Raw genomic sequence first — 12,928 nt, forward strand, 5'->3', positions numbered from 1 at the left:
AGTGATTTTAATATCATTCTTGAGTGAGGAAAGCATGGCTAAGTTTGGATTTTTATCGGTTTTAGAAGAAGCATTAGAAAATCACCTAGATGTAGACTTTGCGATGGACTGGGATAAAAAAAATCATGCGGTAGAAGTTGTGGTTGTTTTAGAAGCGCAAAACAAGTCAGAGGTTGAAGTCATTGATGATGTGGCGGAAGTTTCTAATGATGACATTGTTTTCGAAGATTTTATCCTCTTTTATAACCCAGCTAAAACCAAGTTTGATCCAGAAGATTACTTGGTAGCTATCCCTTATGAACCCAAAAAAGGTTTGTCACGTGAGTTTTTAGACTATTTTGCCAAAACGTTGAATGATGTGACTATGGAGGGAATTAGCGACCTCATGGACTTCTTACAAGACGATAGCATCCCAGAATTTGCTCTCAAGTGGGATGACAACGCCTTTGAAAAAGGTAGGGCAGAGTTGGTAGAGACGGAATTTTATGGTTATCCGAGGTATTAGAGATGGTAGGTCGGAGAAAAAACATCAATATTTTTCTGATGGATGGGGATGTTACAGGACGTATGAAGTGCACCCTCTCCAATTGGACAGGAGTTTTGTATAAAATTCCGCGGATTCAACTTGCTAGTCTTAAGGAGCGCGATGAGCTTAAGCGAAGTGGGATTTATTTTCTGTTTGGTAAGGACGATAATAGTCAGAAGGATATTACCTATATTGGCCAAGCGACCACTCGGAAAAATGGCGAAGGTGTCCTGTTTCGTGTGCAGGAGCATACCAGAGATTCCCATTCAGATTATTTCAACGATGTGATTATTCTGACGACACAAAATAACTCCTTTGGTCCAACAGAAATTAGCTATTTAGAAAATTCGTTCACCAATCTTGCGAAAGAGGCAAGACGTTTTGTAGTCAAAAATAGCAATGAACCCAATCCAGGTCATGTAACCGAGGAGAAGCAGGCAGAATTAGATGAAATCATCGAATATGCGACTATGATTATCGGTACGTTAGGTTATAAGTTGTTTGTACCGCTTATTCAGCCAGAGTCTATTGCTCAGGTGAAACAGCAAGATAATGAACAGCTTCTCTATCTTAAACGTAGGATAAAGAAAGCTAAGCAGGAAATTAGAGCAACTTGCAAACGAACTACGGAAGGTTTTGTGGTCTTAAAAGGGAGCATGGTTGACATGATTGCTGCTCCGTATCTTTCTCAGGCGGTACAGAAGCTAAGGGAAGAACTTGTAAAGAAAGGTATGATTCAAGGTGGCATCTTGCAGCAAAATCAACTGTTCAATAGCGCTTCAACGGCAGCCACGTTTGTTTTAGGAATGAATACGAACGGACGGACAGACTGGAAAAATCAGACAGGTATGACTCTAAAAGAATTAGAAGAACGAGAAATAAATGACTAAAGCCTAAAAAGCACGGACTCAGATAGTTTAACTAGGTGAATTTACCATAGAAGAAGAGATAGTAAGAAACTTTTGGGATCGTTTAGCTGAACTCGGGTATAAAAGCGGGCAAAACTTAATAACGGAAAAGGAATTGGTTTAGTTAGTTTATCTAACTGAACCCGCCCTGAACAAAAATGAAATAGAAAGGAAAGTTCAGTTTATTATAAAAAGTTAAACTGAACACGGGACGAATTTTCTAGGAGAAAAGATAAAACTGCCGAGACGCGAGTGGTGTCGTTAGTTTTCCTATTTTTCTACAAAAATGTTCGCAAGCGAAGCGTCCCTTTGTATCTTAATTATGTGGAACGAACTTACCATTCACGTTTTGCGTGAGGCTGAGGAGGCGGTTTCTAACCTCCTTATTGAAACAGGGAGTCAGGGGGTTGCGATTGCGGACTCTGCTGATTATATTGGCCAGGAGGATCGCTTTGGTGAGCTTTATCCTGAAGTGGAGCAGTCTGATATGATTGCGATCACGGCTTATTATCCTGATACGATGGACTTATCTGAAGTGACGGGGAACCTTCAAGCTGGTCTTGCAAGACTGGCTAAATCTGGGATAGTAATGGGGGATTACACCCTTGATTCAAAAGAATTGGCCGAGGAAAACTGGGCTGACAACTGGAAAAAATACTACGAGCCTGCTCGTATCACTCACGACTTGACCATTGTGCCGTCGTGGACGGACTATGAGGCTGGTGCTGGCGAGAAGGTCATTAAGCTGGATCCGGGTATGGCTTTTGGCACGGGGACGCACCCGACGACCAAGATGAGCTTGTTTGCTTTGGAGCAGGTGCTCCGTGGTGGGGAGACTGTCCTTGATGTCGGAACTGGTTCTGGAGTGCTGTCAATTGCTAGCTCACTCTTGGGTGCCAAGGAGATTTTTGCCTATGATTTGGATGATGTAGCGGTGCGCGTGGCTCAGGAAAATATCGATATGAATCCTAATATGGAAAACATTCATGTGGCAGCTGGCGATTTGTTGAAAGGTGTTGCCATTGAGGCAGGTGTTATTGTGGCTAACATTTTGGCAGATATTCTCATTCATCTAACAGAGGATGCTTATCGCTTGGTCAAGGATGAGGGCTATCTGATCATGTCTGGTATCATTGCTGACAAGTGGGAGATGGTTCGCGCGAGTGCTGAAAAGGCTGGTTTCTTCCTTGAAACTCATATGATTCAGGGTGAGTGGAACGCTTGTATTTTCAAAAAAACCGACGATATTTCCGGTGTGATTGGAGGCTAGATGCAGCAGTATTTTGTAAAAGGAAGGCCTGAAAATCCTATTATGATCACTGATAAAGATACCATTAAGCATATGTTTAGCGTCATGCGCTTGGTTGAAGGTGATGAAGTTGTTCTCGTTTTTGAAGACGGTGTCAAACACTTGGCTAAGGTTTTGGATGCTTCGGAACATTCTTTTGAGCTTGTCGAGGAATGGCTTGACGATGTGGAATTACCAGTTCGTGTCACGATAGCTTCAGGTTTTCCCAAGGGAGATAAGCTAGACTTGATTACGCAAAAAGCGACAGAGTTAGGCGCAAGTGCCATTTGGGCTTTTCCAGCGGATTGGTCAGTGGTCAAGTGGGATGGTAAAAAAATAGCCAAAAGGGAAGACAAATTAGCTAAAATAGCTCTTGGGGCTGCGGAGCAGTCAAAACGAAATCGAGTGCCAGAAGTACGATTATTTGACGATAAGAAAGACTTTGTGGAGTGTTTGGACGAGTTTGATAAGATTTTTATCGCCTATGAAGAATCTGCCAAAGCAGGAGAAATGGCTGTCTTGGCGCGTGAATTGAAAGACATGGAAAAAGGAACTAAAATCCTCTTTGTTTTTGGGCCTGAAGGAGGTATCTCACCTAAAGAAGTCGCAACCTTAGAAGCTGCAGGAGCCCTAACCTGTGGACTTGGTCCCCGTATCATGCGGACGGAAACTGCGCCATTATATGCCCTGTCAGCTATCAGCTTCGCGACAGAATTGTGGGGACTATAATTGGATTAAGAAAGCCATTAGTTTTTTAACTTTCGAAGATCATTAGAGGCCATTGCTACTTGTAGTTGATAACTGATATGTAATCATGAGAATCTGAGACAAAGGCTAACAAAAAATAGAAAGTGAACGATGTAGAGTTCTGTTCGACAGTAGTCTAATCCCCTCATAGTTTCTAGCGAAGTAAAGAATATTTCACTAGAAACTATGAGGGGATTTCGTATGTCCAAGGAGTGTAGAAAAAATAGGGTTTGTCTTGGGAGAGGGAACTGCTAGATCAGTTGTTCGTGAGAATGGATGTTGCCATCTCACGAACAAGAGCTTGATTAGACATTATTGATTTGATGGTATAAATGATAAAGAATCTTTAAAATTCCTGAAGATAAAAGGGTTGTTTCATAATATACCATTGATGGTGACTATTAGAACTTTATTTTAGTATAGAAGTAAGGTAGCTTTAGTGAGTTAGCAATATAGCCTTGTTAACTGCTTCATGCATGGGAATTTTCCCACACTTTGAATTTTTGTTTCAGAACTGTTATCTAGAATCATCCTTTAGAAATAGTATTGTAAACGCATTCAAAATATATTAATATTTAATCAACAAGTAAAAAATAACTAATGCTTAGCGCTGAGCAGTAGAAAGGAAATTAGTTTATATGATGGAGAAATTTCAGCGTTTTGGTGGCGCGATGTTTACTCCAGTGTTACTCTTCTCTTTTGCAGGGATAATGGTTTCAATAGCAACTGTAGCTAATAATGAACTATTTGTTGGAGGACTTGCAGCGGAAGGCACACTGTGGCATTTATTTTGGAAAATTGTTGAAAACGGTTCTTGGACTGTTTTTAATAATATGGAACTATTATTCGTTATTGGCTTACCAATAGCATTAGCTAGAAAAGCAAATGCCCGAGCCATTATGGAGACGGTCGTCAGCTATCTCACATTAAATTATTTTATTAATACTATATTAACGTATAAAGATAAAGCTTTTGGTGTAGATTTTTCTCAAGATCCTGGTGGTATCAGTGGATTGAAGGCTATTGCGGGTATTAAGACCTTGGATACCGGCATTATCGGTGCGATACTGATTGCTTCTATTGTCATTTATTTGCACAACCGTTATTTTGAAAAATCATTGCCTGAATTTTTAGGAACATTCCAAGGTTCTTCATTTGTTGTTATGATTGCATTTGCAATATTGTTACCCCTAGCATTCTTAATTTGTTTAATTTGGCCAAAAGTACAACTAGGAATTAGTTCTTTACAAGTAGTTATGGCGTCATCTGGTGTTGTAGGTGTATGGATATATACTTTCTTAGAAAGAATACTAATCCCTACGGGGCTTCATCATTTTGTTTATACACCATTTGTTTTTGGACCAGCTGTTGTTGAGGGAGGTATTACTCAGTACTGGTTCTCTCATTTAAATGAATTTGCAGCTTCAAAAGAGTCGTTGAAGACTCTGTTCCCAGAAGGTGGATTTGCGCTCCACGGAAACTCTAAAGTTTTTGCTTCTCCTGGTATTGCTGCGGCATTTTATTATACAGCTAGACCAGAAAATAGGAAAAAAGTTTTGGCAATGATGATTCCAGTAACTTTGACGGCTGTGTTAGCTGGTATTACTGAACCTTTAGAGTTTACTTTCTTATTTGTTGCACCACCTCTGTTTGCTGTTCACGCTGTATTAGCAGCTTTCTTAGCAGCAACTTTATATTTCTTTGGAGTAACAGGTGACTACGGTGGAGGTCTGATAGACTTTGTGACTAGAGGATGGATTCCGATGTTTGCTAATCATTCAGCGACTGTTTTCACACATATACTAGTTGGTTTAATATATACCGTAATCTGGTTCCTCGTATTTAGGTTTTTAATCATGAAATTCAATGTTATGACACCAGGACGAGCTGTAGATCCAAATGCTGAAATGAAATTATACTCTAAACAAGATTATAAAGATAAGAAAGGTAGCACTAGTACTAATGCTAATACTGACTCACCAAAGAGTAGCGCCTATTTAGAACGTGCCGCAGCTTTCCTAGAAGCTGTAGGAGGTGTTGAAAATATCAATAGTGTGACTAATTGTGCGACTCGCCTTCGTTTAACAGTTAAGGATGAGGGGCTTGTCCAAGATGATTCAGTGTTTAGAGCTAGTGGCGCTCACGGCTTAGTTAAAAAAGGTAATAATATTCAAATTATTGTTGGTTTGGATGTACCACAAGTTAGAGAAGAATTCGACAACTTGGTAAAATATTCGAAAGATAATTTATAGGAGGATTCATAATGTCTAATCGTAAACCAGTTTCTATTGTTGTTGCAGGAGGAGGATCAACCTTTACACCTGGTATTATTATGATGTTGCTCAATCATCAGGATAGAATGCCAATTCGACAAATTAAATTTTATGACAATGACTATGAAAGACAAAAGCAAGTTGCAGATGCTTGTGAAATTTTGTTAAAAGAAAGAGCCCCAGAAATAAAATTCATTTCTACAACTGATCCTGAGACAGCTTTTACAGATGTAGATTTTGTTATGGCCCATATCCGCGTTGGTAAGTATGCAATGCGAGAAAAAGATGAAAAAATCCCACTTAAATATGGTGTAGTAGGCCAAGAGACTTGCGGCCCAGGAGGCATTGCTTATGGTATGCGTTCAATTGGAGGTGTTATTGAACTAATCGATTTTATGGAAAAATACTCTCCAAATGCATGGATGTTAAACTATTCTAATCCAGCAGCTATTGTGGCTGAAGCAACTCGTAAATTACGACCAAATAGTCGTATTATCAATATTTGTGATATGCCTGTAGGTATTGAGTATCGAATGGCAGAAATTTTAGGACTTGAGTCTCGTAAAGACTTTGTTGTTCGATATTATGGTTTAAATCATTTCGGTTGGTGGACTGACATTCGAGATCACGATGGAAATGATTTGATGCCAAAACTGAAAGATTACGTTCAGAAACATGGATATGTGACACCGAATGAGCTAGACAATAAAAATTCTGAAGAAGTTGAAGCTAGTTGGATGCATACTTTTGAAAAAGCAAAAGAAGTTGCAGTACTGGATCCAAACACACTTCCTAACACTTACTTAAAATACTATTTTTATTCACAAGATGAATTTGCGCTTGCAGATCCTAACTACACCCGCGCAAATGAGGTTATGGACCATCGAGAAAAGTTAGTATTTACAGAGTGTAACCGCATAGTTTCTGAAGGTAGTGCAGCTGGTACTACATTTACAGCTGACGACCATGCTTCTTACATCGTAGATTTAGCAACAGCTTTAGCTTATAATACACATGAAAGAATGTTGTTGATTGTTGAAAATGATGGTGCAATTGAAAACTTTGATTCTACTGCGATGGTTGAAGTACCATGTATTGTAACATCTAATGGACCAGAAAAAATCTGTCAAGGTAAGATTCCTCAATTCCAAAAAGGAATGATGGAGCAACAAGTATCAGTGGAAAAACTTGTTGTTGAAGCATGGGAAGAGGGTTCTTATCAAAAATTATGGCAAGCACTCACGCTCTCAAAAATGGTTCCAAATGCTCGTGTAGCTAAGCAAATTTTGGATGATTTAATTGAAGCAAATAAAGAGTATTGGCCAGAACTTCGATAATGTTTTTCGTAAATTAGTTTAAAAGGGATGCCTATTAGTTGCATCCCCTTTTTAATACTAAGTCAAACACTGATAATTTTGGTATAATGCTATTATCAATAATTTCATAAGAAGGTTTGAAAAAATATGATTGAGCAGTTAATAGCGGAGCACCAAAAAGTACTTGGGGAATTAGACAAAGATATTGTTGCTTACATGTTAGAGCATAAGGATGTATTGCATACTCTAAGTATAACTGACTTGGCTGAAAAAACCTTTACTTCAAAATCAACTGTCTTACGTTTAGTAAAAAAGTTTGGCTTTTCTGGTTATTCTGAATTTAAATACTCATTGAGACAAGAGTATAATAAGCAAAGAGTTGACGATTTTAGTGATTCCATTGCATTACAATCGGTGGATATTATGAAAACATTGGATTTACTTGAAAAAGTTGATTTCACCGAAATTTTTGAAATTATTCATAATGCGAATATTATTTATGCATACGGGACAGGGTCGTCTCAACGAAGAATTTTATCAGAGTTTGCAACACTATTAGTTCCACTCGGTAAAACTATTATTGTTATACCAAATAAGACAGAGCTGGATTTAACAATGCCAGTTATTTCAAATAGAGATGCTGTTATAGTAGCGTCGCTAAGTGGATCGGCCAAAAATATTCAATCTAATTTCTTAGCGCTTGAATTAAGGAAAGTTCCTATTATTAGTATTAGTAGGTTGGGCGATAATTTTATGAATAAACACTCGGATTATGCCATACATTATCAGACCACTCCTTTTCAGTTCACACCTGATAAAACCACTGATTCGTTAATGCCTCTTAATGTAACAATGGATTATATATACAGGAAAATAATAGATTACAATCTTAAAAGGTGAAAGATATGTTTAATTTAAAAATTAATACAGCACTTTTTTCTAAAAGGATTCTGCTAGGATATTGGATAGTATCCTCTTTAGCAATTGTCATGTATTTATATATAACAGCTATTTCTTCTGGAGAAAATTTACAACACTTACTTCATAGTCAGGCAAGTTTTGCTATTGGGTTTTTAATTGCAATGGTGACATTAGGTAATTTTTTAATACTCATTAATGAAGAGAAATTTGATTTCTCTGAACACGAGGCTAAAGGGGTATTATATGTCATTCTGATTCAGCAATGCTGCATGCTAAATATTTTAGGTGCCATTCTTGTTTTTTTGTATTTTAAATCAAAAAAATATACTTTTGATTTAAGCTTGAAAAAGGTGCGCCCGAGCATTAAAGGATTAATATTTATAGTACTCTTGATATCTGCTTTTTTATTATTTGTTTTGCTTAGACTACGATTATTGGTATGAGATTGTCATAGTACATAATGTATTCATATATGTTTTTAACGGTTTTATTGTTTATTATAGAGCTGTCGATGAAAAATATATCTTGAGGGGATCAAATTGGTTCTCTCTTTTTTGACTGAGTAGCAACTCAAATTTAAAAAGATTTTTAATTTTTTCATGTGAAATCGCTTTACAAATTTTAAAAAGGTGTTATAATAATGTTACAAACAACGCAAACGCTTGCGTAAGTTCAACTTAAAGACATTGTGTCTAAATATCATGAGGAGAAGTCACATGAAAGAAAAATTTCAACAATTTTTTAGTTTCGAGTTTTGGCAAAAATTCGGAAAATGTTTGATGGTTGTTATTGCGGTTATGCCAGCGGCGGGTCTGATGGTTAGTATTGGGAACTCTATCCCTCTCATTAACCAAGATTCTACTGTTTTAGCAAATATCGGTAATGTCGTAGCTCAAATTGGTTGGGCCGTTATTGGTAACCTTCATTTGCTCTTTGCTTTGGCAATTGGTGGTAGCTGGGCTAAGGAACGTGCTGGTGGTGCCTTTGCAGCCGGTTTATCCTTTGTCTTGATCAACCGTATCACAGGTGCTATCTATGGTGTTTCAGGCGACATGCTTGCCGATTCTAAAGCTACTTTGACAAGTTTCTTAGGCACTAAGATGGTGGTTTCTGATTACTTTACAAGTGTCTTGGAGTATCCTGCTCTTAATACAGGGGTATTTGTTGGTATTATTGCTGGTTTTGTTGGTGCTACTGCTTTCAACAAGTACTATAATTACCGCAAATTACCGGATGCCTTGACTTTCTTTAATGGTAAACGCTTTGTGCCATTTGTGGTTATCCTTCGTTCTGCTATCGTAGCGATTGTATTGGCGCTCTTTTGGCCAGTTATTCAATCAGGAATTAACGGCTTTGGTAAATGGATTGCTTCATCACAAGACACAGCACCAGTATTAGCACCATTCTTGTATGGTACTTTGGAACGTCTACTCTTGCCATTTGGTCTTCACCACATGTTGACGATTCCTATGAACTATACTGCTCTTGGTGGTACTTATGATATCTTGACAGGTTCAGGTGCCGGTAGTCAAGTGTTTGGACAAGACCCACTCTGGTTGGCTTGGGTAACAGACTTAGTAAATCTTAAAGGTGCTGGCGATACAGCTGCTTATAATGATTTGTTTAACTCAGTAACACCAGCTCGTTTCAAAGTTGGTCAAATGATTGGTGCAACTGGTATCTTGATGGGACTCACACTTGCAATGTATCGCAACGTTGATCCTGATAAGAAGAAAAAATACAAAGCAATGTTTGTATCAGCTGCAGCAGCGGTATTTTTAACAGGTGTTACCGAACCTCTTGAGTACATGTTCATGTTTGCTGCAATGCCACTTTATGTTGTATACGCACTCCTTCAAGGGGCAGCCTTTGCAATGGCAGATATTGTTAACCTTCGTGTTCACTCATTTGGTAATATTGAACTGTTAACACGTACACCTATGGCTATTAAAGCTGGTTTGGGAATGGACCTTGTCAACTTTGTTTGGGTATCTCTTCTCTTTGCTGCTATTATGTACTTTGTTGCAGATTTCATGATTAAGAAAATGAATTTAGCTACTTCAGGTCGTAATGGTAACTATGATGCCGATATGCTAGGTGATAATGCAGAAAGCACAGAATCTGGTGCAGTTGCTGATGCTAACTCACAGGTTGTTCAAGTCATTAACCTTCTCGGTGGTAAAGCTAATATCGCTGATGTAGATGCTTGTATGACTCGTCTTCGTGTTAGTGTAAATGATACTGAAAAAGTTGCTTCTGAAAATGCTTGGAAACAAGCTGGAGCTATGGGCTTAATTGTCAAAGGAAATGGTGTTCAAGCGGTTTACGGACCAAAAGCTGATATCTTAAAATCTGACATTCAAGATTTGTTGGATTCAGGTGCTGAGATTCCAACAGTAACAACGCAAGAAGTTGCGCAAACATCACAAGTAAATACATCATTTAAGGGTGTTATCGAAACCATTGCAACTGTTGCTGATGGTGATGTTCTTCCGATTACAGACGTTTCTGACCCGGTCTTTTCACAAAAAATGATGGGAGATGGTTTTGCGGTTGAACTTGAATCTGGTAATATCTACTCACCAGTATCTGGTGTCGTAACTAGCGTCTTTCCAACTAAGCATGCCTTTGGACTATTAACAGATAATGGCTTGGAAGTGTTAGTTCATGTAGGTCTTGATACCGTAGCTCTTAACGGTGCACCATTCTCAGCTAAAGTTACTGACGGACAACGCGTGTCTCTAGGTGATCTTTTAGTCGTAGCTGATCTTGATGCGATTCGTTCGGCAGGACGTGAAGTGACAACTGTTGTTGCCTTTACTAATACAGCTGAAATTGAATCTGTCTCATTAGACAAGACAGGCCATCAGTCTGCTAAAGAAATGGTTGCGCGTGTTAGCCTATAAGTGCTTAAAAAGCAGCTATAATTATAGAATCTGAGTCAAAAGCTCGGATTCTTTCGTTTATGACGCTTGTTCAGTATGTTATACTGAACAGGACCACTTGTTTTTTCTGGATATTAGTTCTACGTTGTAGTTACCCTTTTTGGAAGTATCGCGTATCGGAACCTTATAATGATGTCCGAAGTATAGAAAGGAATTAATTGTGAAGTTACTAACCTTAAATACACATTCGTGGAGAGAGGAAGACATGGAAATAAAGTTCCAGGGTTTGCTTTCAACTATTTTAGAAAATGATTATGATATCATCTGCTTACAGGAAATCAACCAACTTATTGAAGCTAGTGAAGTAGAACCTTTTAATTATCAACATTTAATGGTTAATCCACCTATTCACGAAGACAATTATGCTCTAAAGCTAGTGACAGCTTTAAAGGAGCAAGGTGTTAACTATCATTGGTCTTGGGTCTACAACCACATTGGTTATGATTATTTTCATGAAGGCGTAGCTATTTTATCTAAGACACCAATTGAAGCATTGGATATTTTGGCGTCAGAATCGGTAGATCCTACTGATCACCATACAAGGCGAGCACTTTTAGCACGTACGCAGGTTGATGGACAGGCTATTTCTGTTGTCAGCTTACACTTGTCTTGGTGGGAAAAAGGCTTTGAGACGGAGTGGCCTCGTCTTGCTCAAGCCCTTGAAAATGAGCATAATCCTCTTATTTTAATGGGAGATTTCAATAATCCCACTGGAAATGAAGGTTATCAACAAGTTATCAACAGCTCCCTGAACCTCCAAGATAGTCATGTGGTAGCAGAACAATTTTTAGGAGACTACACCATTCTAGCTGATGTTGATGGTTGGGAAGGCAATGAGTTAGCTCTCAAAGTTGATCACGCCTTTGTAAATAGGTCTTTTAAGGTCAAGTCTTCAACAGTCGTTTTTGATGGAAACAATGGCCCAGTGGTGAGTGATCATTTTGGTTTGGAGATTGAGCTAATATAAGAAAAAGTCCTGATGATTAGTGTCATCAGGACTTTTTAAGGTCTGAAAGGATGAGAGTTTTAGCTACTTCTAGAGAAAGTGTTTTTGTTAGTTTTGTTTCAGGAATGTCCGCTAAATAATCTTTTTCTACCCACCAACGTTTGAGAGCGTCTTCTCCAAACTCGTTAGCTTTATCACGAGTATTATGGCGTTTTAGTGTCTCATAGAAAGGCAGGTCGTAGTAGTAAGCATAAGTATTTGCTAAACCATAACGTTCGATGATTCTTTGCCAGACTGGTTGGTACCAATCTGATTTTAAAATACCCTCTAAAATAGTCGTTTGATGATGATTAAAACCATAGTCTAGTAAATTAAGGAGAAGAGGAACAGTTGGCGTATCGAACCCATCATGGGCTTGAAGCATTGTTCGTCTTAGTAAATCCTGAGATAGTAAAAGGGTATTTTCGCCTAACTCTTTTTGAAGAGAATGAGCTAGACTGGTTTTTCCCGATCCAGAGTTGCCACGTATAATGACTAAAGTCGCCATATCAATCCTTTCTGTAATAGTGTCCAAAGTCTTCCTTAATTCTTTGGTGAATAGTTTGAGGGTTTGTTCCGGTGGTGTTCAGAGTGATGTTGACGAGAGGGTATCCCATTTTAAGATTAGCTTTTGTAGCATGGCGTTGAAGGGGTGTCATTTTTGCCAAATAGGCCTCATGAGAGGTGACCTCGACACTGATAAAAATCTGGTTGAACATATGGCGGATTTCAATGTTTTCAATGTCCTTCCAAGGAATAAACCCAATAGCCAAGGCTGAAGAATGATCAGTGATTCCTTGCTCGTCAATGATTAGTAAGGGATGCGTTCTGAAGATTCTCTTGATGTACATAACCAAACAAAAACCAAAAAAGGCAATTGAGAGTAGTCCTGCTAATTGAACGGAAAGACTGGGAACAGTTAGGAAGACTATACCTATTAATACAAAGCAGAGAGCTCCAAAAGCGTAGATGATATCTCCTGTTTTTTTATGAGAGACAATAATAGGTTCTGGCATGTG

Annotated in this window: 12 protein-coding genes; 10 read left to right on the plus strand and 2 right to left on the minus strand. The window is 38.4% G+C overall.

Annotated features, from left to right (window positions below; genetic code table 11):
• Positions 1-34: 34 nt before the first annotated feature.
• From A2G56_RS07935 to A2G56_RS07980, 10 genes are all read left to right on the plus strand, one after another.
• Complete coding sequence (locus A2G56_RS07935; protein ID WP_062711192.1) at positions 35-505, plus strand: DUF3013 family protein; 471 nt, start codon at positions 35-37, stop codon at positions 503-505.
• A gap of 2 nt (positions 506-507) precedes the next feature.
• Complete coding sequence (locus A2G56_RS07940; protein ID WP_062711195.1) at positions 508-1,416, plus strand: GIY-YIG nuclease family protein; 909 nt, start codon at positions 508-510, stop codon at positions 1,414-1,416.
• A gap of 340 nt (positions 1,417-1,756) precedes the next feature.
• On the plus strand, positions 1,757-2,704 hold the full coding sequence (gene prmA / locus A2G56_RS07945) for a 50S ribosomal protein L11 methyltransferase (RefSeq protein ID WP_062711199.1): 948 nt from the start codon (positions 1,757-1,759) through the stop codon (positions 2,702-2,704).
• Positions 2,705-3,451: a 16S rRNA (uracil(1498)-N(3))-methyltransferase gene (locus A2G56_RS07950; protein WP_062711202.1), complete on the plus strand. Its 747-nt coding sequence runs from the start codon at positions 2,705-2,707 to the stop codon at positions 3,449-3,451.
• Positions 3,452-4,107: 656 nt separating this feature from the next.
• Positions 4,108-5,721: an alpha-glucoside-specific PTS transporter subunit IIBC gene (locus A2G56_RS07955; RefSeq protein ID WP_062711205.1), complete on the plus strand. Its 1,614-nt coding sequence runs from the start codon at positions 4,108-4,110 to the stop codon at positions 5,719-5,721.
• Between the two features lie 11 nt (positions 5,722-5,732).
• Positions 5,733-7,079: a 6-phospho-alpha-glucosidase gene (locus A2G56_RS07960; RefSeq protein WP_062711208.1), complete on the plus strand. Its 1,347-nt coding sequence runs from the start codon at positions 5,733-5,735 to the stop codon at positions 7,077-7,079.
• A 126-nt stretch (positions 7,080-7,205) separates the two neighbouring features.
• Entirely contained in the window at positions 7,206-7,958 is a 753-nt protein-coding gene (locus tag A2G56_RS07965) for a MurR/RpiR family transcriptional regulator (RefSeq protein ID WP_062711211.1), read from the plus strand.
• Positions 7,959-7,963: 5 nt separating this feature from the next.
• On the plus strand, positions 7,964-8,422 hold the full coding sequence (locus A2G56_RS07970; RefSeq protein ID WP_062711214.1) for a hypothetical protein: 459 nt from the start codon (positions 7,964-7,966) through the stop codon (positions 8,420-8,422).
• Between the two features lie 273 nt (positions 8,423-8,695).
• Positions 8,696-10,885 (plus strand): PTS transporter subunit IIBC, encoded by a 2,190-nt coding sequence (locus A2G56_RS07975; RefSeq protein WP_062711217.1) that lies wholly within the window; start codon positions 8,696-8,698, stop codon positions 10,883-10,885.
• Positions 10,886-11,084: 199 nt separating this feature from the next.
• On the plus strand, positions 11,085-11,891 hold the full coding sequence (locus A2G56_RS07980; protein WP_082785129.1) for an endonuclease/exonuclease/phosphatase family protein: 807 nt from the start codon (positions 11,085-11,087) through the stop codon (positions 11,889-11,891).
• A 25-nt stretch (positions 11,892-11,916) separates the two neighbouring features.
• On the opposite strand, the gene A2G56_RS07985 is transcribed toward A2G56_RS07980, so the two are convergent.
• Positions 11,917-12,417 carry an AAA family ATPase gene (locus A2G56_RS07985; RefSeq protein WP_062711221.1) on the minus strand — a complete coding sequence of 167 codons (501 nt, stop codon included), beginning with the start codon at positions 12,415-12,417 and terminating at the stop codon, positions 11,917-11,919.
• A gap of 1 nt (position 12,418) precedes the next feature.
• Complete coding sequence (locus A2G56_RS07990; protein WP_062711224.1) at positions 12,419-12,925, minus strand: STM3941 family protein; 507 nt, start codon at positions 12,923-12,925, stop codon at positions 12,419-12,421.
• Positions 12,926-12,928 lie beyond the last annotated feature (3 nt).

It is taken from the genome of Streptococcus halotolerans (genome assembly GCF_001598035.1).
Lineage (GTDB): Bacteria > Bacillota > Bacilli > Lactobacillales > Streptococcaceae > Streptococcus > Streptococcus halotolerans.

Excerpts from the sequence above, each read along its gene's own strand:
- A2G56_RS07935 (WP_062711192.1), top strand. The coding sequence starts at position 35 with ATGGCTAAGTTTGGATTTTTATCGGTTTTAGAAGAAGCATTAGAAAAT.
- A2G56_RS07940 (WP_062711195.1), top strand. The coding sequence starts at position 508 with ATGGTAGGTCGGAGAAAAAACATCAATATTTTTCTGATGGATGGGGAT.
- prmA (WP_062711199.1), top strand. The coding sequence starts at position 1,757 with ATGTGGAACGAACTTACCATTCACGTTTTGCGTGAGGCTGAGGAGGCG.
- A2G56_RS07950 (WP_062711202.1), top strand. The coding sequence starts at position 2,705 with ATGCAGCAGTATTTTGTAAAAGGAAGGCCTGAAAATCCTATTATGATC.
- A2G56_RS07955 (WP_062711205.1), top strand. The coding sequence starts at position 4,108 with ATGATGGAGAAATTTCAGCGTTTTGGTGGCGCGATGTTTACTCCAGTG.
- A2G56_RS07960 (WP_062711208.1), top strand. The coding sequence starts at position 5,733 with ATGTCTAATCGTAAACCAGTTTCTATTGTTGTTGCAGGAGGAGGATCA.
- A2G56_RS07965 (WP_062711211.1), top strand. The coding sequence starts at position 7,206 with ATGATTGAGCAGTTAATAGCGGAGCACCAAAAAGTACTTGGGGAATTA.
- A2G56_RS07970 (WP_062711214.1), top strand. The coding sequence starts at position 7,964 with ATGTTTAATTTAAAAATTAATACAGCACTTTTTTCTAAAAGGATTCTG.
- A2G56_RS07975 (WP_062711217.1), top strand. The coding sequence starts at position 8,696 with ATGAAAGAAAAATTTCAACAATTTTTTAGTTTCGAGTTTTGGCAAAAA.
- A2G56_RS07985 (WP_062711221.1), bottom strand. The coding sequence starts at position 12,417 with ATGGCGACTTTAGTCATTATACGTGGCAACTCTGGATCGGGAAAAACC.
- A2G56_RS07990 (WP_062711224.1), bottom strand. The coding sequence starts at position 12,925 with ATGCCAGAACCTATTATTGTCTCTCATAAAAAAACAGGAGATATCATC.